Below are 20,722 nucleotides of genomic sequence, written 5' to 3'. Positions count from 1 at the left end.
GGGCGCCCAGCGCCCCGCACCCTGGGGCGGCGCCGTCCGCTCAGACGCGGGCGCCCGGCGCGCCCCGCGCCCGGCGACGGCGCCGTCCGCTCAGACGCGCGCGACGGCGATGTTGAGCGACGCGCCGTCGATCGCGACCGGCTCGGCGTCGGCGCCGTCGTAGCTGACGGTCGTCGCTAGCGTCTCGCGCGCTATGTACGACTCGTGCGCGCGGGCGGCGTCGAGCAGCGTCGCCTCGCCGCCGAGCGCGAGCGCGATGCGGTCGGATATGTCGAGCCCGGCGCTCTTGCGCGCCGCCTGGATCGCGTGGACGATCTCGCGCGCCTTGCCCTCGCGCAGCAGCTCCTCGTCGAGCGTCAGCTCCAGTGCGACGGCGTGCGAGCCCTCGCGCTCCAGCTGGTAGCCCTCCAGCGGCTGCATCGCGGTGATGAGGTCGTCGGGGCCCAGCTCGTGGTCGGCGCCGTCGACCACGATCCCGACCGTGCGGCCCTCGCGCAGCGCCCGCGCGACGCCGGCCGGGTCGAGCGCGGCGACCGCCGCGGCGACGAGCGGCATCGACTTGCCGAAGCGCGGCCCGAGCGCGCGGTAGTTGGGCTTCACCTCGACGCGGCCGAGCTCGTCGGCGGCGGCGGCGAAGCGCAGCTCCTTGACGTTCAGCTCGTCGCGCACGACGTCGGCGAGCCGCTCGATCGCCGCCCGCTCCCTGCCGGTCGCGACGACGACCGCGGCGCGCAGCGGCTGGCGCAGCTTGATCTTCGACTGGCCGCGGGCGGCGAGCCCGAGCGTGACCGCCTCGCGCGCGACGCCCATCGCGAACTCCAGCTCCTCGTCGCGCGGCGCCGCGACCGGGAAGTCGCAGAGGTGGACGCTCGCCTCGCCGTCGGGATCGAGGTTGCGGTAGATCTCGTCGACGAGGAACGGCGTGAACGGCGCCAGCATCTGCGCGACCGAGACGAGGCAGTGGCGCAGCGTCGCGAAGGCGTCGGCGTCGCCGTCCCAGAAGCGGCGGCGCGAGCGGCGCACGTACCAGTTGGAGAGGTCGTCGACGAACGCCTGGATCGCGCGGCCGGCGGTCGTCGCGTCGTAGTCGTCCATCCGCTCGCGGACGGTCTCGACGGTCGCCGACAGGCGTGACAGCACCCAGCGGTCGAGGTCGCTCTCCAGCGCCGCCGGGTCGGGCGCCGGCGGCGGCGCGACGCCGTTGGCGTTCGCGTACATCACGTAGAAGCCGTACGTGTTCCACAGCTGCAGCAGGAACTGCCGCACCATCTCGGAGATCGTCTCCAGCGAGAAGCGGTAGCCGTCCCACGGCTGCTTGGAGGTGAAGAAGTACCAGCGCAGCGCGTCGGCGCCGAATCTGTCGAGCACCTCGTCGGGGACGACGACGTTGCCTCTCGACTTCGACATCTTCTGGCCGTCGGCGTCGAGGATCAGGCCGAGGCAGACGACGTTCTTGAACGACGACTGGTCGAACAGCAGCGTCGAGATCGCCAGCAGCGAGTAGAACCAGCCGCGCGTCTGGTCGAGCGCCTCACAGACGTAGTCGGCCGGGAAGCGCGCTCTGAAGCGCTCCTCGTGCTCGTGCGGCGCGTGCCACTGCGCGAACGGCATCGAGCCCGAGTCGAACCAGACGTCGATCACCTCCGGCACGCGCCGGGCGGTCTCGCCGCACTGCTCGCAGGGGAAGGTGACCTCGTCGACGAACGGGCGGTGGGCGTCGTCGAGCTTCTGCCCGGAGCGCGCCTCGAGGTCGGCGAAGGAGCCGATCGCGTGGACGTGGCCGTGGACGCAGCGCCAGATCGGCAGCGGCGTGCCCCAGTAGCGCTCGCGCGACAGCGCCCAGTCGACGTTGCCCTCCAGCCAGTTGCCGAAGCGGCCGTGCTTGACGTGCGGCGGGTACCAGGTGACCGACTCGTTGGAGGCGAGCAGCCTGTCGCGGATCTCGGAGGTGCGGATGTACCACGACGGCTTCGCGTAGTAGAGCAGCGGCGTGCCGCAGCGCCAGCAGTGCGGATAGGCGTGCTCGTAGTCCTCGGCGCGCAGCAGCCTGCCGCGGCCGCGGAGGTCGTCGACGAGGTCGCGGTCGGCCTCCTTCACGAACCGCCCGGCGTAGTCGCCGATCCGCTCGTCGTAGGTGCCGTTCGGCTTGACCGGGTTGACGACCGTCAGCCCGTACTCCTCGCCGAGGCGGAAGTCGTCCTCGCCGAACGCGATCGCGGTGTGGACGATGCCGGTGCCGTCGTCGGCGGTGACGAAGTCGCCGAGCAGGACGGTGTGGCCGCGCTCGCCGTACGCGGAGCCGGGGATGAAGTCGAACGGCGGCTGGTAGCCGATCCCCTCCAGCTCGCGACCCGGGAAGCGGTCGAGGATCTCGGCGCCCTCGCCGAGCACCCGCTCGACCAGCGCCTCCGCGAGCACGACGACCGCCGTCTCGCTGCCGCTCTCGTGCGGCTTGTCGCCGCCGCGGGCGCGGACGTAGGTCAGCTCGGGATCGACCGCGACGGCCGCGTTGGTCGGCAGCGTCCACGGCGTGGTGGTCCAGATCAGCAGCTCGTCGCCGTCGCGCAGCGGGCCGGCGGCGGCGCGCACGGGGAGGCGCACGTAGACCGAGGGGTCGATCACGTCCCGGTAGGCGCCCGGCTGGCCGAGCTCGTGCGAGGAGAGCGTGACCTGGTCGCGCGGGCAGTGCGGCACGACCTTGTAGGACTCGTACAGCAGCCCCTTGTCGAAGATCGTCTTGAGCGCCCACCAGACCGACTCGATGTAGGAGTCGTCGAGCGTGCGGTAGGCGTCGTCGAGGTCGACCCAGTAGCCGATCCGCTCGGTCAGGCGCGACCAGTCCTCCAGGTAACGGAAGACCGACTCGCGGCACTTCGCGTTGAACCTCGCGATGCCGTACTCCTCGATGTCCTCCTTCTTGTCGAAGCCGAGCTCGGCCTCGACCGCCAGCTCGACCGGCAGCCCGTGCGTGTCCCAGCCGCCCTTGCGCTCGACCTGGTGGCCGGTCATCGTGCGGTAGCGCGGGAAGATGTCCTTGAAGACGCGCGCGAGGACGTGGTGGACGCCCGGTCTGCCGTTGGCGGTCGGCGGGCCCTCGTAGAAGACCCACCGTCTCGCGCCGGCGCGGCGCTCGACCGTCCGCTCGAAGATCCGCTCCTCCTTCCAGCGCGCGAGGACCTGCTCCTCGAGCTTCGGGAACGACTGCTGCGGATCGACGGGAGAATGGGGCGCTGACATCGAGCGCTGATTGTAGGAGGAGGAAGCGGCGCGGCGCGGCGCGGCGGAGCGGCGCGCTTCCTGCGCCGCTCAGATGCTCAGCAGGCGGCGTGGCTCGGGCTCGTGCCCGCCCGGCTCCGCGGTGGGCGCGGGGGCCGGGGCGGTGAGCCGCTCAAGCAGCGTGTCGCAGGCGGCGATCGGCGCGGCGCCGAGCCGCGCGACGGTGCTCGCGCCGGTGTCGGGCAGCGCGCCGCCGAAGTCGTAGACGGCGATCTCGGGCGCCGTCGCGCGGACGGCGTAGACCAGTCTGCCGATCGCGTCGAGCGAGGCGCGGCGGCCGCCGAGCACGAGCGCGCCGGGCCGCAGGGCGCGCAGCGCGCGGCCGAGCCGGGCGGGGTCGACGCCGGCGGTCAGCACGAGCGTGCGCATCCCGACGCGGCGCAGCATCAGCTCGAGCGCCTGGACCTGCAGCGCCTCCGCGTCGCAGGGGACGGAGGAGTCGAAGATCAGGACCGACTCGGGGCGCGTCGCCGGCGGCGCGACGCGCCGCAGCGCGGAGATCCAGCCGGTCGCGAAGCGCCAGGCGAACTCGTGCTCGGCGGCGCCGACCGCGTCGGCGGCGCGCTCGGCGACGGCCGGCAGCAGCACCTCCTCGATCGTGCGCTCGAGCGAGCGCAGCGCGAGGCTCTCCTCCAGCAGCAGCGCCGCCTTCTCCTCCTCGAAGCGCGCGAGCGCCTGGCCGAGGCGGCTCGACGACGGCGGACCGGCGCCGCGCTGTCTGGCGAGCGCGATCGCGGACGAGACGTTGTGGGTCTCCTCGAACGCCTGCTTGAGCGCCTCGATCTCGTGCAGCTCGTACTGGCGGTGGCCGCCGCTGGTGCGCGCCGGGGAGGGGTAGCCGAAGCGCCGCTCCCAGCTGCGCAGCGTGTTCGGGCTGACGCCCAGCATCACCGCCGCGGCATTCGTCCGGATTCCGCTCATCGCGGAGAGCGTTATCCCCGAATGCGCGACTTCCGGCAAGATCCGCAACGAAACCTGCACGAATCCGCTGCGAAGCGGGGCAGCCCGCTGACCGGCGCGCGGCGGCGACCGCTACTCGAGCACGAGCAGGGCGGCGCGCGGCGGCCCGCAGGCGCCGACCCGCAGCGGCATCCGCACGCCGAAGACGTTCGCCGGCCGCACCATCACGCGACGCGGCTCGTCCTCGCCGCGGGCGGCCCACATGATCGCCGCCGCGAGCGACTCGGGGCCGGCGGCCTCGGCGTCGGCCGGCGTCACCAGCTCGGTGACGGGGCGGTTGATGACGTCGGTCTCGGCGACCGCGAGCAGTCGCTCGGCCTCGGCCGACAGCGCGCACACCGACAGCGAGCCGTCGACGATCAGGAACGGGTCGCTCGGCCGCGGGACGGCGTCCGCGCGCGCCTCCAGCAGCAGCCCGAGGCCGCACTCGCCGCAGACGCGAGCCGGCGGCGCCGGCGTCTCGTTGTTGGGCGGCGGCGCGCCGCAGTGGCCGCAGAACCACTGCGACGGGCAGTGGTCCTCGGCGGTCGACGGGACGAGGCGCAACATCGCGCGGCGATCTGGGGAGCTCATCGCTTGGGCCTCCGTGCCATGCGTTCCTGCCTCATGCCCCGTCCGCCAGCAGGCGCGGCGGGGTCGTGCGACTGGTGGTCGGGTTCGAGACGGAGTGGCTCGCCAGCTCCATCAGGTGCCGGGCCGCCTCGCCCGGCGTGCTCGGCAGCAGTCCTGCGCCGGTCGTCCTGACGCGCTGGCGCTGCGAGCCGCGCCGGTAGACGGCGACCGGCAGCGCCCCCGTCGCCAGGCGCACCGCGTACGCCCAGCGGGCGACGGCGTCGTCGGCGAGCGCGCCGCCGGCGATCACGACGGCGTCGGGGCGATGGGCGGCGAGCGCCTCGGACATGTTCGAGACGCCGCGCACCGACAGGCCGAGCACCGAGGCGCCGGAGCGTGCGAGCAGCAGCTCCAGCGCGCGGATGTAGGCGGCGTCGATGTCGAGGTCGTCGCGCGAGGCGTCGCCGAGCACGACCGTGATCGCGCGCACCGAAGGCGTGACGAGCCGCTGCGCCCGCCGCAGCCAGCTGTTGCCCCAGCGGGCCGCGAACGCCCACTGGACCGAGTCGGTCCCATGGCGGCGGGCGACCTCGTCGAGCGCCGTCAGCAGCACCTCCTGAACGGCGCGGTCGAGCGAGCGCAGCGCGAGCGCGCCCTCCAGCGCGGCGTCGGCGCGGCCGGCGTCGAAGGCGTTGAGCGCACCCACGAGCGCGTTCGTGTCGGCGCCGAGCCCCTCACGCGCGCGTGAAACGGCTGAGGAGATCGAGAGGCCGTCGAGCAGCGCGTCGCGCAGCGCCGCGATCTCCCCGTGCGTGTACAGGCGGTGGCGCCCCGGCGAGCGCTGCGGCCGCGGGAACCCGAAGCGGCGTTCCCAGGCGCGCAGGGTGTTGGGGCTGACGTTCAGCAACGCAGCCGCCTCGCTCGTCTTCAGGTAGCGCATTACGAACAAAGGTCGGGCGTCAGCTGACCTCTCACGCACGCTCCGCGCAACATTGCACAAGTTTTGGCGCCCAAATGCTGCAAAAGCTCCATCGCTGGGCTATCGTCCTTTGGGCAACGCAGCGGGCCGGCGCCACCTTGGGGGCGCATCGGGGCCCTGAGGAAGCGCCGAAACGTGAAGGAGGGTCGCGGTGTTCTGGCGGACGAAGTAGTCACCTTCAGCAGTTCGTAATGGTCCGCGAGGACCGTTACCGTCCGGGCATGCGTGTCACGCGCGTGTGGCCGGACCGGGCCAGTCTCGTCAAGGCGATCGCAATCGCCGGCACGTTCGCGTGCCTGGTGTGGGCGTTCGCCGTCGCCGACGTGCAGCGGTTGGACTGGCTCTTCGGTGTGCTTGCGCTCGGTGCGGTCGGCGCGAACCTGTTCGACGCCCGCACCGACGCGCAGCGCGTCACCATCTCCGGCTCGGCGCTCGCCGCGGTCGTCGTGATCGCCTTCTTCGGACCGGCGTGGGCCTTCGCCCTCGTCGCCGTCGCCGAGCTGATCGTCTGGATCGTCGAGCGCTACCCGCTCGAACGGGTCGCGATCAACCTCTTCGGCAGCGGCGCCCCCGCGCTGATCGCCGGCACGGTCTTCGAGGCCGTCAAGCCGGCCGGCGAGGGCTCGGCCGGCTTCTACCTCGCCCTCGCGCTCGCCGCGGTGCTGATGCTGGTGCTGAACCTGCTGATCGTCGCGCGGCTGGCGACGCTGCTCGACCGCGACCCGTTCGCCGAGACGGTCGCGGGCGCCTCGAAGATGCTGCTGCTGTCGCTGGCGATCAACGTGCCGCTCGCGCTCGCGGCGACCGGCCTCTGCCTCGAGCTGGGGATCGGCGGCACCGCCTTCGCCGCCTTCACGCTGATCGCCTTCGCCTACATGGCCAACCTCGTCGCGACCGCCCGCCACCGCAGCCGGCAGTACGCCTCGCTGTCATGGGGCGTCCTCTCCGGCCTGCTGCGCACGCTCGACGTGCGCGACCCGCGCGCCGCCCGCCACGCCGCGGCGGTCGCCGCCTTCTCGCGCGACATCGCCAGAGCGGCGGGGATGGGACCGCAGGAGTGCGAGCTGGTCCACACCGCCGGCCTGCTCCACGACATCGGCCACTTCGCGCTGTCGGACCGGGTCGCCGAGCGCGGGCGGGTCCTCAACGAGGAGGACTGGACCGCGATCCGCCGCCACCCCGAGCTCGGCGCCGACATGCTGCGCGACCTCGGCCTCTACGGCCCGGTCGCCGAGATCGTGCGCGCCCACCACGAGCGGATCGACGGCCGCGGCTACCCGTTCGGCCTGAAGGCCGACGAGATCCCGGAGGCGGCGAAGATCATCGCCGTCGCGGAGGTCTACGACACGCTGACGGCGCACGACACGTACCGCACGCCGGTCAGCTCGTTCGAGGCGCTGACCGAGCTGCGGCGCGTCAGCGGCACCCAGCTCGACGGCCGCTACGTCGAGATCCTCGCCGAGCTGCTCGCCGGCAGCGACATCACCTACCGGCACGCCGACGCGGCCGACTTCGGGCGCGAGCTCGACCTCGGCCGGCGGATCGGCGAGGCGGCCGCGAACTGAGCGGCGGCGGATCGTCGAAGCGGCGGCAACCGAGCCGCGGCGAATCTGGAACGAGGACGCGCGCCCACGGGGCGCGTCGTGTTCTGCGACCTGCGCGGTGCGACCTCGCGCGCGATATGGGGACGCGGCGCCCTCTCCCGAAGCGGCGCGTCGATGGCTGTGGTGAGACTCCCTGCCTGCTGGTCCTGCCTACCCCGCGGCGCGCTGCTGGACGGACTGGTCGCGCTCGTCGCGCGCGGCCATGCCGCCCTGTTGCAGCGAGCGCACGAACTGCTCGATGTGCTCGACGCTGAAGCGTCGCTGCCCGCCGGGCGTGCGGTAGGACTGGAGATACCCCATGTCCGACCAACGACGCACCGTGCCGAGCGAGACACCGAGCTCGCGCGCTGCCTGCGAGGTCGAAAGACCCAGTGGACGCGAGTTCATCCCATGCATCTGCAAAGGCATGGATGCATTTCTCACCGTTTCGCAGCGACTGCGTAGCGTTTCGCAGCTTTTGCACAACCTCCGCGCATGAAGGTGATGCATCTGGTTCGACCTGAGAGGATGCGCCCAGTGGGACGTTCGCTTCGCCCGGGTGCGCGCACGGCAGCGCTCGCGACCGTCGTCGCGCTGCCGTTCGCGGTCGGCTGCGGCGCGGAGGCGCCGCCGCCCTCGGCCTGCATGCAGGCGACCGGGGCCGACGTCATGCGGGCGCTCGACGGCGCGCCGGACCACGCCGCGCTGGCCGACGGGACGCTCCTGTCGGAGTGCGTCGACCGCGCTGAGAGTGACGCCCAGCTGCAGACGCTCGGGCTGACCTTCGTCGCCGTCTCCGACCAGCTCGCCGCGCAGGTCGGCCGCGACCGCGACGCCGCCTTCCGGCTCGGCTTCCTCGTCGGCGCCGCCGAGCGCGGCGCCGGCCCGACCGGCGGCACGCAGGGCGAGCTCGTGCAGCGGCTGCAGCAGGCGATCGCCTTCCAAGCCGAGCGCGCGCGCGACCGCGCCGACGTGCTGCGCGGCATCGCCGCCGGAAGACGCGCGGGATGAGGCTGCGGCTCCACCACCACCACGACGGGGCGCGGATCGCCTACCGCGAGGTCGGCACCGGCCCGGGGCTCGTGCTGCTCCATTCGCTCGGATTGTCGCATCGGGAATGGGAGCCGGTCGTCGAGCCGCTGTCGCGCCGCTTCCGGCTCGTGCTGCCCGATCTGCCGCTGCACGGCGACAGCGAGGACCGGCCCCGCCATCCGTACACGCCGGAGTGGCTGACGGAGGTGATCGCGGGCTTCTGCGTCGAGACGGTCGGCCCGCGGCCGCTCGTCGGCGGCCACGACCTCGGCGCCGAGCTGCTGCTGCGAGCGGCAGCCGGCGGGCAGCTCGTCCCGCGCCGGATGGTCGTGATGCCGACGCGGCTCCACCGCCAGGACGAGCTGCGGCTGGAGCGGGCGCTGTGGCGCGGGGCCTGCCGGGCCGCGGCGCTGCCGGGCCTCGACCGGCTGCTGGCGCGCGGGGCGACGGTCGTCTTCCGCCCGGCGATCGGCGAGCGGCTCTCGCACACCCGCAACCCGGCCGCGCGCGACCTCGTGCGCCACGCCTTCATGGACGTCGGCGGCAACGGCAACCGCGCCCGCTCGTGGGCCCGCTTCGCCCGCCGCTGGCCGAGCGAGCCGCAGCGGCAGCTGCTCGACGGCTACCGCGCGATCGCCGCGCCGACGCTGCTGCTGTGGGCCGACGACGACCCGGCGCACCCGCTCGCGACGGCGCGCGAGGCGCTCGACCTGCTGCCGGACGCCGACCTGCGCGTGCTGCCGGACACCGGCTTCCTGATGGCCTACGACGACCCAGTGGGCCTCGCGCGCGAGTTGATTTCCTTCTTGAGATAGACCGCGCGATAGCCCACTAAGCCTCGCGCGCGAGTTGATCTCCTTCTTGAGATAGACCGCGCGATAGCCCACTAAGCCTCGCGCGCGAGCCGATCTCGTTGCTCGGATGGCCTTTTCGATACACGGGCGCGCGTACCAGCGGTCGCGGACGGCGCCGGCGGAGTAGCGTTCGAGGTCGGATTGTCCGACAACGAGAACGAACAGCGAGGCGGAGGTTTCATGGGCGTGCAGGAGCAGGAGCAGCTGTGGGGCGGCGAGACGACGAAGGCGATCGCCAACTTCCCCGTCTCCGGTGAGCGCGTGCCGGTCCCGGTCGTGCGCTGGCTCGGCCGCATCAAGGGCGCCGCGGCGCGCGTCAACGGCGAGCTGGGGCTGCTCGACGCGGCGATCGCGGAGCGGATCGCGGCCGCCGGCGACGAGATCGCGGCCGGCAGGCACGACGCGCAGTTCCCGGTCGACGTCTTCCAGACTGGCTCGGGCACCTCGTCGAACATGAACGCCAACGAGGTGATCGCGACGCTCGCCGGCGAGGGCGCCCACGCCAACGACCACGTCAACATGGGCCAGTCGTCGAACGACGTCTTCCCGTCGGCCGTCCACCTCGCCGCGCTCGACGAGGCGACCAACGACCTGCTGCCGGCGCTCGCCCAGCTGGAGGCGTCGTTCGCCGCGAAGGCCGCCGCCTTCGACGACGTCGTCAAGTCGGGCCGCACCCACCTGATGGACGCCGTCCCCGTCACGCTCGGGCAGGAGTTCTCCGGCTACGCGGCGCAGATCCGCCTCGGCGGCAAGCGCGTCCGCAACGCGCTGCCGCAGGTGGCGCAGATCCCGCTCGGCGGCACCGCGACCGGCACGGGCCTCAACACCCACCCGGAGTTCGCGGCGCGCGTGCGCGCGAAGCTGTCGGAGGCGAGCGGGCTGGAGATCCAGGCGCCGGAGGATCCCTTCGAGGCGCAGGGCAACCGCGACGCGCTCGTCGAGCTGTCGGGCGCGCTGAAGGTCGTCGCCGTCTCGCTGACGAAGATCGCCGGCGACCTCGCGCTGATGGGCTCGGGCCCGCGCGCCGGCATCGGCGAGCTGTTCCTGCCCGAGCTGCAGAAGGGCTCGTCGATCATGCCGGGCAAGGTCAACCCGGTCCTGCCCGAGGTCGTGCTGCAGGTCAGCGCGCAGGTGATCGGCAACGACACCGCGATCACCGTCGGCGGCCTCCAGGGCCAGTTCGAGCTGAACGTGCGGATCCCGCTGATCGCGCGCAACCTGCTGCAGTCGATCAGGCTGCTGGCGAACACCGCCCGCCTGTTCGCGGAGAAGTGCGTCGACGGGATCGAGCCCAACTACGCCGGCTGCGAGCGCTCGGCCGAGTCGACGCTCGCCGTCGCGACCGCGCTCAACCCGTTCATCGGCTACGACAAGGCGGCCGCGATCGTCAAGGAGGCCGCCGCCTCCGGGCGCCCGCTGCGCGAGGTCGCCTTCGAGCAGGGCGTCAGCGAGGAGACGTACAACGAGGCGATCGACCTGCGCAGAATCGCGCGCGGCTCGGCGGCCTGACGCGCCGCTCGCGGCCTCGGTCAGGCTTCGAGAACGGACCGGCGGCTCGTTCTCGGGGTCTGGCCGGCCCTATGCGCCGAGGCGCGGCCAGAGCGCGTAGGCGGGATACGGCGGGTCGTGCAGTCTCCAGCTGCCGTCGGCCTGCTGGCGCGCGGGGCCGCGCAGGCTGCTCTGGAACCACTCGTCGGCGTCGTTGACCTTGTACTGGGTCCACATCCGGACCGGCAGCGCCGCCATCGCGTCCCAGTTGGCGCGCAGCAGCGCGACCTGCTCGGCGAAGACGTCGGCCGCGGCCGGGTCGGCGGTCTTGCGCGGCGCGACGTGGAAGCGGCCGTCGTCGACCCGTCTGACGCCGAACTGGTAGCCGCCCTCGGTCAGCCAGACGGCCGGGTCGGGCCAGCCGCCGGCGCGCAGCAGCTCGATCGTCTCCTCGGTCCGCCAGCGCCCCGCGCCGGGACCGTCGCGCTGGGGCCCGTACTTGACGTCGGTGTAGTTGTGCAGCGCCCACCCGACCGGCGTCTCCGGCTGCCAGCCGGACAGCTGCTCGAGCAGTCCGGTCGTGAAGGTCCGCCACGGCGTGCCGCGCTCCGGGTCGTCCTCCTCGTCGACGACGTCGGCGAGGTTGGGCAGCAGCAGCGCCGGTCCCTGCGGCAGCGCCGTGCCGTTGCGGTAGCGGGCGGCGACGGTCGCGGCCGTCCGCATCAGCTGCGCGACGAACGAGACGATCGTCCCGTCCGGATAGCCCTCCGAGCGCTGGGGCCACCACGTCAGGTTCGGCTCGTTCATCGGCGCCAGCCAGTCGACGTGCGCGCCGCGCGGGTTGCCGACGGCGACGCCGGGCAGGCCGGCGCCCGGTGTCGGTTCGCCGCCGGTGTCGGCCCAGCGGGCGCAGCACCACGCGACGAACCACGCCCACGGGCCGTCCTCGCCGGGATCGTCGTGGACGCGGGCGCCGAGCCCGCGGCGGCCCTGGCCGGGATACGGCCTGCCGCCGTTGCCCGGCTCGCGCGTCCAGTCAAACGGCCCCGTGCTCGGATGCGACCACTCCGGGAACGACTGGAAGACGGTGATGACGACGCGCCGGCCGTCGGCGTTGGCGCGCGCGATCTGCTCCTCGAGCACCGAGAGCGGGAACGCGGCCGGGCCGGCCGGGTCGCTCAGCTGGCGGAAGGCGCCGGCGAGCGTGAACGGCTCCGGCGGCGTCGGCTGGAGCTGCGGCCAGAAGATCCACAGCGAGATCGCGTCGGTCGGACGCGGTCCGTCGAGCAGGTAGGGGCGCAGGCCGTGCGCGTCGCCGTAGAGGTCGACGTCGCCGATCAGCGAGACCGCCTTCAGCATCGGCGGCGTCGACGCCGGCGGCGGCGCGGTCGCGGGTTTGGTCTGGGCGATCGCGGCGGGCGCTCCCAGCAGGGCGCCGGCGCCCGCGGCCGCCCCGAGCCGGGCGGCCCGCTCGATCAGGTCGCGGCGGGTGAGCGGCGAGGGCATCCGCTAAAGGTAGGGGCCGCTCGCCGAGTCGGTCGCCTCGGCGGGCGCGACGTTCACGTCGCGACGGTCTCGGCGCCCAGCTCCGTCAGCGCGACGTCGGGCGCGTAGTCGATCGGCAGCACGATCAGCGACGGCACGTCGAGCCCGAGCGCGTGGCGGAGGCGCTCGGCGAAGTCGTCGACCGACGCGGCGCGCCACGCCGGCAGCCCGAACGACTCGGCCAGCTTGACGAAGTCGGGGTTGTCGAAGTCGGTGCCGAAGCTGCGGCCGAACTTCTTCTCCTGCTTCCAGACGATCGAGCCGTACTGGCGGTTCTCCCAGATCACGTTGACGAACGGCGTTCTCAGCCGCTTCGCCGTCTCCAGCTCCTGGCAGTTCATCAGGAAGCCGCCGTCGCCGGAGACCGTCACCACGTTGCGCTCGGGGTGGACGAGCTTGGCGCCGATCGCGCTCGGCACCGCGAAGCCCATCCCCGCGAGGCCGTTGGCGATCAGCACGGTGTTCGGCTCGTGGGCGGGGAAGAGGCGCCCGATCCACAGCTTGTGCAGCCCGACGTCGGAGATCAGCAGGTCGTCGCGGCGCAGCGCGCGGCGGATCTCCAGCAGGGCGCGCGCGGGATGGGCCGGGAAGGCGTCGTCGTCGGCCGCGGCGGCGAGTTGCGCGGCGACCAGCTCCCGCAGCCGCGACGAGCCGCCGGCGTGGAGCGCGTCGCGGCATTCGTCGGCGAGCCGCGCGAGCACGCCGTAGATGTCGCCGATCAGCTCGACGTCGGGGACGAAGTTGGCGTCGATCTCGGCCGGGACGGTGTCGATCACGACGATCCGCTTGTCGCGCCGCGGGTTCCAGTGCTTCGGCGCGTGCTCGACGAGGTCGTAGCCGATCGCGATCACCAGGTCGGCCTCCTCGAAGCCGGCGAGCGCGTAGTCCTTCGCCTGCAGCCCGACCGTCCCCAGCGCGGTCGGCGAGTCGGCGTCGACGACGCCCTTGGCCATGAACGTCTCGGCGACCTTGACGCCGGTCGCGCGCGCGAACTCGCGCAGCGCAGGCGCCGCGCCGCCGCGCACGACGCCGTTGCCGGCGAGCGCGACCGGCTTGCGCGCGTCGCGGATCAGCTCGGCGGCGCGCAGCAGGTCGCGGGCGCGCGGCTCGACGCGGACCGGCCGCTCGGGCGGCAGCGGGCTCGACCCGGCGACGTCGTCGGGCGGCGGCGCCGCCGCGGCCATCACGTCCTCGGGCAGCTCGAGGTGGGTCGCGCCGGGCTTCTCCGTCTCCGCGAGCTTGAAGGCCTTGCGCACGACCTCGGGGACGATCTCCGGGCTCGACACGCGCGCGTTCCACTTCACGATCGGTCTCAGCACCTGCACGAGGTCGATGAACTGGTGCGACTCCTTGTGCATCCGCTCGACGCCGGCCTGCCCGGTCAGCGCGACGAGCGGGGCGCGGTCGAGGTAGGCGTCGGCGATCGCCGTCACGAGGTTGGTCGCGCCGGGGCCGAGCGTGCCGAGGCAGACCCCGGCGCGGCCGGTCAGCCGGCCGTGCATGTCGGCCATGTAGGCGCCGCCCTGCTCGTGGCGGACGGGGACGAACGCGATCGACGAGTCGTGCAGCGACTCGTTCAGGTCGAGCGTCTCCTCGCCCGGGATGCCGAAGACGTAGCGGACGCCCTCGGCCTCGAGGCACTCGACGAAGAGGTCGGAGGCGCGGCGCGGCGGCATCGGGGATCACCGTGCCACCGCGCCGCCTCGTTCAAACTCCTCAGCCGGCGTAGATGCGCACGAGCGTCTCGGCGACGCAGACCGGCTTGTCGCCGCCCTCGCGCTCGAAGGTCAGCGCGGTCGCCATCTGGATGCCGCCGGGGATGTCCTCCACCGACGCGATCGTCGCCCGCATCCGCACCTTCGAGCCGACCGGCAGCGGCGCCGGGAAGCGGACCTTGTTGAGCCCGTAGTTGAGCGCGAAGGCGACGTTCTCGACCGTGTACAGCTCGTAGGTGAGCTTCGGCGCCAGCGACAGCGTGTAGTAGCCGTGGGCGATCGTCCCGCCGAACGGCGTCTGCTGCGCGCGCTCGGGGTCGACGTGGATCCACTGGTGGTCGCCGGTCGCCTCCGCGAAGGCGTCGATCTTCTCCTGCGTGACCTCGTCCCACTCGCTGACGCCGAGCTCCTGCCCCACGCGGGCCTTGATGTCGTCGATGCCGTCGAGCGTGATCACGTCGCCTCTCCCTCTCCCTCGCTGTCGTGGACGGCGCAAGGCTAGTGCCGAGGTCGCGCCGGGGCGCCGCTTGCCGGGCGCTTCCGCGGGCGCGCCGGCGGGGACGCCCGCTAGGCTGCCGGCCATGTCCGCCCCCCTGCTCGCCGTCGACGCCCCGTCGCTGCTCTACCGCGCCTGGTTCGCGCTGCCCGACTCGATCAAGGGCGCCGGCGGGATGCCGGTCAACGCGCTGCTCGGCGCGACGAACGCGATCGTCCGGGTCGTCGCCGACCATGCGCCGCGGGCCGTCGTGATCTGCGACGGCGCCGAGGCGGCGAGCTACCGCGTCGAGCGCTACGGCGGCTACCACGCCGACCGCCCGCCGGTGCCGGAGGGGCTGCAGGCGCAGTTCGACCGCGCCGGCGAGCTGTTCGCCGGCTTCGGCTGGACGCTCGCGCGCACCGACGAGCTGGAGGCCGACGACCTGCTCCACTCGTTCGCGCTCGCCGAGGTCGAGGCCGGCGGCAGCGCGCTGCTGATGACCGGCGACCGCGACATGTTCCAGTGCGCGGCGCCGCAGGTGACGGTCCTCTACCTGAAGACCGGCGTGAGAGGGTTCGAGCCGATGGACCCGGCCGCGGTCGAGGCGCGCTACGGGATCGGCCCGGAGCTCGTGCCCGACTTCATCGCGTTGCGCGGCGACCCCTCCGACGGCCTGCCGGGAGCGAGAGGGATCGGCGAGAAGGGCGCCGCCGACCTGCTGCGCCGCCACGGCTCGCTGGAGGCCGCGCTCGCGAACCCCGACGGCGAGAAGCCGCGCGTCGCCAGAGCGCTGCGCGAGCAGGCCGACGAGCTGCGCGACTACCTCGCGATCGCGGCCCTCCAGCGCGTCGCGGTCGACCGCCCCGCCGACGCTCCGCTCGACCTCGACGGCGGCGCCGCCGCGGCCGAGGCGCTCGGCATGAACAGACTCGCCAGACGCCTCCGCGACGCCGCCGGCGACCCGGCGAGGCTGTAGAGCCGCGGGCGGCCGCAACTTCGCGGCGGCGACTGCGCACAATCGTCACGGGCGGCGTGGGTCGCGCTCGCAGCGTTCCTCGTCGTGAGCATCATCACCCTCGCCGTGATCTGGCCGCGTCGGCAGTTGGCCGAAGCGCCGAAGCTCGTGCAGCACGTCAGCCGTCTGACACGCACCGATACTGCCGATACGGCGCTGCTGCAGAGGGAGTTCACCGCCAACATGGCAACCCGGCAGCTGGCAATGGCACAGTGCATCGCCTACCTGTCGATCGCCTTCAGAATCGGAGCATCGGCGTTGATCGTTCAACTCGCCGGCACTGTTGCGGCGCGGATCGTCGGAGCCTAAGGTCGCGAAGATGTTCAGGAAGAAGGAACCGATCGAGTGGCCGCCGGAGGCCTACAGATGGGAGTGGATCGACGCCTTCGGCGACACGATCACGCCGGACTCCTACACCCCGATCTGACGAAGATTGTGGCGCCGGATCATGCGCCGGCGCGGCGCGGGCGCTACGGCGTGAACTTGACGGTGATCACGTCGCCGTCCTGCATCACGTAGTCGCGGCCCTCGAGTCTGAGGGTGCCCTTCTCTCTCGCGGCGGCGTAGCCGCCGGCATCGATCAACTCTCTCCAGCCGATCACCTCGGCGCGGACGAAGCCTCTCTGGATGTCGGAGTGGATCTGGCCGGCGGCGTGCCAGGCGGTGAGGCCCCTGCGTAAATGCCACGACTGGGCGCGCTTACCGGAGCCGACGGTGAAGAAGGCGTTCAGCTGGAGCAGGTCGAAGGCGCCGCGGACGATGCGCTGGAGGCCGGACTCGGCGATCCCGAGCTCGTCGCGCATCGCCTGCGCCTCGTCGTCGTCGAGCTCGGACAGCTCGGCCTCGATCCGCGAGGAGATCGCGACCGCCTTCGCCGCGTGGGTCGCGGCATGCTCGGCGATCGCGGCCGGCACCTCGTCGCTGCCCTCGTCGACGTTGGCGACGAACAGCACCGGCTTGGCGGTCAGCGGCGAGAGGTCGCGCAGCGCGTTGGGGGCCTCGTCCGGCGGCGGGACGGTGCGGGCCGGTCTGCCGGCCTGCAGGGCGGCGATCAGCGCGCTCAGCCACGCCTCCTCGGCGATCGCCGCTCTGTCGCCGCCGCGCGCGGAGCGGACGACGCGCTGGTGGCGCCGCTCGGCCTGCTCGAGGTCGGCGAAGATCAGCTCGGTCTCGATCGTCTCAATGTCGCGCAGCGGGTCGACCTCGCCCTCCGGGTGGATGACGTTGTCGTCGTGATGGGCGCGGACGACGTGGACGATCGCGTCGGTCTCGCGGATGTTCGCGAGGAACTGGTTGCCGAGGCCCTCGCCCTCGTGGGCGCCTCTGACGAGCCCGGCGATGTCGTGGAAGTCGATCGAGTCGGGGACGATCTCGGAGGCGCCGAGCAGCTCGGCCAGCGCCGTCAGCCGCTCGTCCGCGACGGGGACGACGGCGACGTTCGGCTCGATCGTCGTGAACGGGTAGTTGGCCGCCTCGGCGCCCGCGCGCGTCAGCGCGTTGAAGAGCGAGGACTTGCCCGCGTTCGGCATGCCGACGATTCCGACCTTCATGAGCGAGCGCCCTTCCCTATGACCGTGCCGAGCACGGCTCCGACGACGATGTCCGACGGCCAGTGCACGCCGAGATAGAGGCGCGAGCCGGCCATCGCGTAGGCGGCGGCCTTCAGCGGCCCCGCCGGCAGCAGTCCGGCGTACGCCTCCGCGGCGGCGAACGACGAGGCCGCGTGCGCGCTCGGGAAACTCAGCTGCGTCGGCGTCTTCATCAGCGCCGGCAGCTCCTCCAGCTGCGGTCGCGGCCGCCGCACCGTGAACTTGATCGACTGGTTGGCGACGTAGGCCGCGGTGACGCCGGCGAGCGCTCTCGCCCAGCGGCCGCGGCGCGGTCTGTCGAGCAGCGTGCCGGCGACGCCGATCGCCAGCCAGCAGCCGGCGTACTGGCCCAGCTGCGAGTAGCCGCGGACGGCCCGCTCGACCTGGGGCGTGTGCGCGACGGTGCGCGTGAGCCGCAGCCCGGCGAGGTCGAGCGCCTGCAGCGAAGCGGGGAACGTCAGCACGGCATGCGGCCTCGGGCGAGCGCGGCTAGAGGCCGAAGCCGACGCGCTGCTCGTGCTCGTCGATGCGCACGTACTCGACCTTGGCGAGATCGAGGAAGATCGAGCCGTCCTCGCTTCTCAGGTCGAACCAGCCGCCGCGGCCCTCGCGCAGCGCGCCGACCAGGCCGGAGACCTGGTCGGGCGTCGTGCGCACGGGCAGCGTCTGCCCACGGAAGCCGATCGTGATCCGCTGCTCCGCGCCAGCCATCAGTGTCCCTCCGCCGGTTGGACGATCTCGGTCAGCACGCCGCCGGTGGAGGCCGGGTGGACGAAGGCGACCTTCGAGCCGCGGATGCCGATCCGCGGCGTCTCGTCGATCAGGCGCATGCCGGTCGCTCTCAGCGAGGCGAGCACCGGCTCGATCGCCTCGACCTGGTAGGCGACGTGGTGGATGCCCGGGCCCTTCTTGGCGAGGTACTTGCCGACCGGAGTGTCGGGGCCGAGCGGCGCGAGCAGCTCGACGTGGCCGTCGCCGACGTCGAGCAGGATCGCCTCGACGCCCTGCTCCTCGACGGTCTCGCGGTGGACGACGGGCATCTTCAGCCCGTTCGCGTACAGCTCCAGGGCGGCGTCGAGGTCCTCGACGGCGACGCCGATGTGGTCGATTCGGCCGAGCATGACGGCGGGGAGCATAGCCCCTCCGGCCGCTCAGACGACGCGTTGCAGGCGCGGGTTGGGGTTCTCGCGCCGCCCGACCTTCGCCAGCGGCCGCCCGTCGACGCGCACGACGTCGGCGGTGTAGTCGTTCTCGCCGCGGATCAGCGACGAGCCGACGCCGTAGGCGTCGACCGGGACGCCGGCCGCCTCGAAGGCGCGGATGCGGGCGGCGTCGAAGCCGCCGGAGGCGACGATCCGCACCCCGCCGTGGCCGGCGGCGTCGAGCGCGCCGCGGACCTTCTCGACCAGCCGCGGGTTGACGCCGGTCGGCTTGAAGGCGCCCATCTCGTCCCACAGCGAGCGGTCGACGAGCTGCTCGCTGGTGTCGAGCCGGACGCCCCAGAGGCGGTCGCCGAGCGCGTCGGCGACCGCGAGCGCGGTGTCGACCGAGTCGTTGGCGAAGTCGACCAGCACCGTCACGTTGACGTCGGGGTGGTAGCGGTCGGCGAACTTGCGCGCGGCGAGCACCGTGTCGCCGTCGTAGGCGGCGATCAGCCCGTGCGGGACGGTGCCGATGCCGCGCCCGCCCCACCACGACGCCTGCGCCTCGGTCGAGACGCCGATCGCCCCCGCGACGTGCGCCGCCCAGCCGTCGCCGGTCTGCACCAGCCAGTGGTCGTGACGGGCGGGGAAGTAGAAGATCTGCTTGCCTCTCGCCGCCTCGACGACGTCGGCGACGTTGCGCATGATCAGCGAGCGGCGCGCGAGCGAGCCGAGGTAGACCGTCTCCAGGTGGGCGAACAGCGTGTAGTCGCCGGCGATCGTCATGACCGCCTCGCGCGGGGCGATCCGGTCGCCCTCGTGGAGCGCCTTGACCTCCAGCCGCTCCCAGCCCGGCGTCCACGTCCCGTCGAGCTCGCGCGTGCCGGAGCAGAGCTTGAGGACGGCGATCGCCTCGTCGATCCCGCCGAGCAGCGAGTCGCGCTTCTGGAAGACCTGCATCAGCACGTGCGGGTGGCGGCCGTCGTCCTCCAGCAGCCGCTTCGTCGAGACGAAGTAGGCGTCGGAGTACCAGCCGTCCCGGATCCGCTCGACCGGCAGCCTGAAGGTCTCGGGCGCGAGCCGCTCGCGCTGCCGCTGCTCGGATGCCGCCATGAGGCGACGATATCCGCAGGCGGCGCGCGGCGAACCTGCGCGCCCCCGGCGCCCTATCTCAGCAGCTCGACCGCGACGTCGCGGTAGAAGCTGGCGGCGAAGCCGAGGTCGCGGACGTCGATCCGCTCGTCGGCGCTGTGGACGAGCGGGGCGGTGTCGAAGCGGGACTGGTGCATCTGCGGGAAGAAGCCGTAGGCGACGCAGTCGGGGAAGGCGGCGCGAAAATGGCGCGAGTCGGTGAAGCCGGGGAGGATCAGCGGCACCGTCGAGGCGCCGGGGTCCTGGCTGGCGATCCAGCCGTTGATCGCCTCGCGCAGGCGCGAGCCGATCGGCGAGCCGTTGCCCTCGACCTGCGTGTCCCACTCGATCCGGAACCCCTCCGTGGGGCCGAGCACCTCCGCCAGCGCGCGGCGGACGGCCTCCTCGCCGAGGCCGGGCGGGACGCGGCAGTCGACGCTGAGGCGCGCCTCGCTCGGGATCACGTTGATCTTCTCGGAGGCGGAGATCTTCGTCGGCGTGAAGGTGACGCCGAACATCGGCTCGAACAGCGGGATCAGCCGCGGGTCGGCCTGCTCCATCCGCGCGACGGCGGCGACGGGGTCGCCGGCGTCCTCGCCGAGGCCGCGCAGGAAGGCGGCGGGCGCCTCGGTCAGCTCGTAGGAGGGCTGGCGGCTGGCGAGGCGATCGAGCAGCGGCGCCATCTTCAGCAGCGCGTTGTCGCCCATCTTCGGCTGCGAGGCGTGGCCGGCGACGCCGTCGGTCGCGATCGTGAAGCGGAAGACGCCCTTCTCGGCGGTGCAGACGCCGTAGCGGCGGCGGCCGCGGTAGACGAAGTGCTCGCCGCCGCCCTCGTTGAGCAGGTAGTCGCAGCGGACCTTGTCGGGATGGTGCTCGGTCAGCCACTGGGCGCCGAGCGCGCCGCCGGTCTCCTCGTCGACGACGGCGATCACCAGCAGGTCGCCCTTTCTCGGCCGCCATCCCGATCTCGCCAACGCCGTCGCGGCGGCGATCTCGGCGGCGACCTGGCCCTTCATGTCGAGCGCGCCGCGGCCCCACAGGAAGCCGTCGGCGATCTCGCCCGACCACGGGTCGTACTCCCACTCCTCCGGCTTGGCGAGCACCGTGTCGACGTGGCCGAGCAGTCCGAGCACCGGGCCCTCCTGCTCGCCGCGCAGCCGTGCGACGAGGTTCGGCCGCTCCGCGACGGCGCCGAGCAGCTCGACCTCGAAGCCGGCCTCGGTCAGGTAGCCGGCCAGGTACTCCTGGCAGGCGCGCTCGTTGCCTGGCGGGTTGACGGTGTCGAAGCGGACGAGCCGGCGCAGCAGCTCGGTCGTCTCCTGCTGGAGGTCGGCGGGCATGACGAGGACTCTAGTGGCGCGCCGCCGTCGGGCGCCGGCGACC

The 20,722-nt window shown here is 72.9% G+C and carries 20 protein-coding genes; 6 read left to right on the top strand and 14 right to left on the bottom strand.

What is annotated here, in order from left to right:
- Positions 1 to 90: 90 nt before the first annotated feature.
- From ileS to BDZ31_RS03640, 4 genes are all read right to left on the bottom strand, one after another.
- Positions 91 to 3,237, bottom strand: a complete 3,147-nt coding sequence (gene ileS, locus BDZ31_RS03655) for an isoleucine--tRNA ligase (RefSeq protein ID WP_183339096.1) — start codon at positions 3,235 to 3,237, stop codon at positions 91 to 93.
- A 69-nt stretch (positions 3,238 to 3,306) separates the two neighbouring features.
- Positions 3,307 to 4,197 carry a MerR family transcriptional regulator gene (locus tag BDZ31_RS03650; RefSeq protein WP_183339094.1) on the bottom strand — a complete coding sequence of 297 codons (891 nt, stop codon included), beginning with the start codon at positions 4,195 to 4,197 and terminating at the stop codon, positions 3,307 to 3,309.
- 111 nt (positions 4,198 to 4,308) lie between these two features.
- Positions 4,309 to 4,809, bottom strand: coding sequence for a hypothetical protein (locus BDZ31_RS03645; protein WP_183339092.1), 501 nt, complete (start codon positions 4,807 to 4,809; stop codon positions 4,309 to 4,311).
- A 31-nt stretch (positions 4,810 to 4,840) separates the two neighbouring features.
- Positions 4,841 to 5,728, bottom strand: coding sequence for a MerR family DNA-binding transcriptional regulator (locus BDZ31_RS03640; RefSeq protein ID WP_183339090.1), 888 nt, complete (start codon positions 5,726 to 5,728; stop codon positions 4,841 to 4,843).
- Between the two features lie 260 nt (positions 5,729 to 5,988).
- On the opposite strand from BDZ31_RS03640, the gene BDZ31_RS03635 reads away from it, so the two are divergent.
- Positions 5,989 to 7,332 carry an HD-GYP domain-containing protein gene (locus BDZ31_RS03635; protein WP_183339088.1) on the top strand — a complete coding sequence of 448 codons (1,344 nt, stop codon included), beginning with the start codon at positions 5,989 to 5,991 and terminating at the stop codon, positions 7,330 to 7,332.
- A 189-nt stretch (positions 7,333 to 7,521) separates the two neighbouring features.
- Here the strand turns inward: BDZ31_RS03635 and BDZ31_RS03630 are convergent, their stop codons facing one another.
- Complete coding sequence (locus BDZ31_RS03630; RefSeq protein WP_183339086.1) at positions 7,522 to 7,779, bottom strand: MerR family transcriptional regulator; 258 nt, start codon at positions 7,777 to 7,779, stop codon at positions 7,522 to 7,524.
- A gap of 108 nt (positions 7,780 to 7,887) precedes the next feature.
- On the opposite strand from BDZ31_RS03630, the gene BDZ31_RS03625 reads away from it, so the two are divergent.
- The 3 genes from BDZ31_RS03625 (at position 7,888) to BDZ31_RS03615 (ending at position 10,745) form a co-directional block, all read left to right on the top strand.
- On the top strand, positions 7,888 to 8,361 hold the full coding sequence (locus tag BDZ31_RS03625) for a hypothetical protein (RefSeq protein ID WP_183339084.1): 474 nt from the start codon (positions 7,888 to 7,890) through the stop codon (positions 8,359 to 8,361).
- Positions 8,358 to 9,197 (top strand): alpha/beta fold hydrolase, encoded by an 840-nt coding sequence (locus tag BDZ31_RS03620; protein WP_183339082.1) that lies wholly within the window; start codon positions 8,358 to 8,360, stop codon positions 9,195 to 9,197. The genes BDZ31_RS03625 and BDZ31_RS03620 overlap by 4 nt, the downstream gene beginning before the upstream one ends.
- A gap of 219 nt (positions 9,198 to 9,416) precedes the next feature.
- Entirely contained in the window at positions 9,417 to 10,745 is a 1,329-nt protein-coding gene (locus tag BDZ31_RS03615) for a class II fumarate hydratase (RefSeq protein WP_183339080.1), read from the top strand.
- Positions 10,746 to 10,814: 69 nt separating this feature from the next.
- Here BDZ31_RS03615 and BDZ31_RS03610 read toward each other — a convergent pair whose 3' ends face one another.
- The 3 genes from BDZ31_RS03610 to BDZ31_RS03600 are packed head-to-tail and all read right to left on the bottom strand — an operon-like array spanning position 10,815 to position 14,441.
- A complete protein-coding gene (locus BDZ31_RS03610) occupies positions 10,815 to 12,230 on the bottom strand; it encodes a hypothetical protein (RefSeq protein ID WP_183339079.1) in 1,416 nt (471 codons plus the stop codon).
- Between the two features lie 53 nt (positions 12,231 to 12,283).
- Entirely contained in the window at positions 12,284 to 13,945 is a 1,662-nt protein-coding gene (locus BDZ31_RS03605; RefSeq protein WP_183339077.1) for an acetolactate synthase large subunit, read from the bottom strand.
- Positions 13,946 to 13,985: 40 nt separating this feature from the next.
- Positions 13,986 to 14,441: a MaoC/PaaZ C-terminal domain-containing protein gene (locus BDZ31_RS03600; protein ID WP_183339075.1), complete on the bottom strand. Its 456-nt coding sequence runs from the start codon at positions 14,439 to 14,441 to the stop codon at positions 13,986 to 13,988.
- A gap of 124 nt (positions 14,442 to 14,565) precedes the next feature.
- Here BDZ31_RS03600 and BDZ31_RS03595 point away from each other — a divergent pair, with 124 nt between their 5' ends.
- Positions 14,566 to 15,438 carry a 5'-3' exonuclease gene (locus BDZ31_RS03595; RefSeq protein ID WP_183339073.1) on the top strand — a complete coding sequence of 291 codons (873 nt, stop codon included), beginning with the start codon at positions 14,566 to 14,568 and terminating at the stop codon, positions 15,436 to 15,438.
- Between the two features lie 84 nt (positions 15,439 to 15,522).
- Positions 15,523 to 15,786, top strand: coding sequence for a hypothetical protein (locus tag BDZ31_RS03590; protein WP_183339071.1), 264 nt, complete (start codon positions 15,523 to 15,525; stop codon positions 15,784 to 15,786).
- Positions 15,787 to 15,947: 161 nt separating this feature from the next.
- Here the strand turns inward: BDZ31_RS03590 and ychF are convergent, their stop codons facing one another.
- Genes ychF through BDZ31_RS03560 form a run of 6 tightly spaced genes read right to left on the bottom strand, consistent with a single transcriptional unit; the run spans position 15,948 to position 20,679 of the window.
- Complete coding sequence (gene ychF, locus BDZ31_RS03585; RefSeq protein WP_183339053.1) at positions 15,948 to 17,027, bottom strand: redox-regulated ATPase YchF; 1,080 nt, start codon at positions 17,025 to 17,027, stop codon at positions 15,948 to 15,950.
- A complete protein-coding gene (locus tag BDZ31_RS03580) occupies positions 17,024 to 17,530 on the bottom strand; it encodes a phosphatase PAP2 family protein (RefSeq protein WP_183339051.1) in 507 nt (168 codons plus the stop codon). Before BDZ31_RS03580 ends, ychF begins: the two co-directional genes overlap by 4 nt.
- 25 nt (positions 17,531 to 17,555) lie before the next feature.
- Entirely contained in the window at positions 17,556 to 17,777 is a 222-nt protein-coding gene (locus tag BDZ31_RS03575; protein ID WP_183339049.1) for a hypothetical protein, read from the bottom strand.
- On the bottom strand, positions 17,777 to 18,187 hold the full coding sequence (mce, locus tag BDZ31_RS03570; protein WP_183339047.1) for a methylmalonyl-CoA epimerase: 411 nt from the start codon (positions 18,185 to 18,187) through the stop codon (positions 17,777 to 17,779). The genes BDZ31_RS03575 and mce overlap by 1 nt, the downstream gene beginning before the upstream one ends.
- 30 nt (positions 18,188 to 18,217) lie before the next feature.
- Positions 18,218 to 19,321: a nicotinate phosphoribosyltransferase gene (locus BDZ31_RS03565; protein ID WP_183339045.1), complete on the bottom strand. Its 1,104-nt coding sequence runs from the start codon at positions 19,319 to 19,321 to the stop codon at positions 18,218 to 18,220.
- Positions 19,322 to 19,374: 53 nt separating this feature from the next.
- Complete coding sequence (locus BDZ31_RS03560; protein ID WP_183339043.1) at positions 19,375 to 20,679, bottom strand: M20/M25/M40 family metallo-hydrolase; 1,305 nt, start codon at positions 20,677 to 20,679, stop codon at positions 19,375 to 19,377.
- Positions 20,680 to 20,722: the final 43 nt, after the last annotated feature.

This window comes from Conexibacter arvalis, assembly GCF_014199525.1.
GTDB lineage: Bacteria > Actinomycetota > Thermoleophilia > Solirubrobacterales > Solirubrobacteraceae > Conexibacter > Conexibacter arvalis.
Note: the sequence above shows the minus strand (reverse complement) of the source record. Positions and strands in the feature narration are given on the sequence as shown.

Bases quoted from the DNA above. Each gene is read 5' to 3' on its own strand.
- ileS (WP_183339096.1), bottom strand. From the start codon at position 3,237: ATGTCAGCGCCCCATTCTCCCGTCGATCCGCAGCAGTCGTTCCCGAAG.
- BDZ31_RS03650 (WP_183339094.1), bottom strand. From the start codon at position 4,197: ATGAGCGGAATCCGGACGAATGCCGCGGCGGTGATGCTGGGCGTCAGC.
- BDZ31_RS03645 (WP_183339092.1), bottom strand. From the start codon at position 4,809: ATGAGCTCCCCAGATCGCCGCGCGATGTTGCGCCTCGTCCCGTCGACC.
- BDZ31_RS03640 (WP_183339090.1), bottom strand. From the start codon at position 5,728: ATGCGCTACCTGAAGACGAGCGAGGCGGCTGCGTTGCTGAACGTCAGC.
- BDZ31_RS03635 (WP_183339088.1), top strand. From the start codon at position 5,989: ATGCGTGTCACGCGCGTGTGGCCGGACCGGGCCAGTCTCGTCAAGGCG.
- BDZ31_RS03630 (WP_183339086.1), bottom strand. From the start codon at position 7,779: ATGCCTTTGCAGATGCATGGGATGAACTCGCGTCCACTGGGTCTTTCG.
- BDZ31_RS03620 (WP_183339082.1), top strand. From the start codon at position 8,358: ATGAGGCTGCGGCTCCACCACCACCACGACGGGGCGCGGATCGCCTAC.
- BDZ31_RS03615 (WP_183339080.1), top strand. From the start codon at position 9,417: ATGGGCGTGCAGGAGCAGGAGCAGCTGTGGGGCGGCGAGACGACGAAG.
- BDZ31_RS03610 (WP_183339079.1), bottom strand. From the start codon at position 12,230: ATGCCCTCGCCGCTCACCCGCCGCGACCTGATCGAGCGGGCCGCCCGG.
- BDZ31_RS03605 (WP_183339077.1), bottom strand. From the start codon at position 13,945: ATGCCGCCGCGCCGCGCCTCCGACCTCTTCGTCGAGTGCCTCGAGGCC.
- BDZ31_RS03595 (WP_183339073.1), top strand. From the start codon at position 14,566: ATGTCCGCCCCCCTGCTCGCCGTCGACGCCCCGTCGCTGCTCTACCGC.
- ychF (WP_183339053.1), bottom strand. From the start codon at position 17,027: ATGAAGGTCGGAATCGTCGGCATGCCGAACGCGGGCAAGTCCTCGCTC.
- BDZ31_RS03575 (WP_183339049.1), bottom strand. From the start codon at position 17,777: ATGGCTGGCGCGGAGCAGCGGATCACGATCGGCTTCCGTGGGCAGACG.
- mce (WP_183339047.1), bottom strand. From the start codon at position 18,187: ATGCTCGGCCGAATCGACCACATCGGCGTCGCCGTCGAGGACCTCGAC.
- BDZ31_RS03565 (WP_183339045.1), bottom strand. From the start codon at position 19,321: ATGGCGGCATCCGAGCAGCGGCAGCGCGAGCGGCTCGCGCCCGAGACC.
- BDZ31_RS03560 (WP_183339043.1), bottom strand. From the start codon at position 20,679: ATGCCCGCCGACCTCCAGCAGGAGACGACCGAGCTGCTGCGCCGGCTC.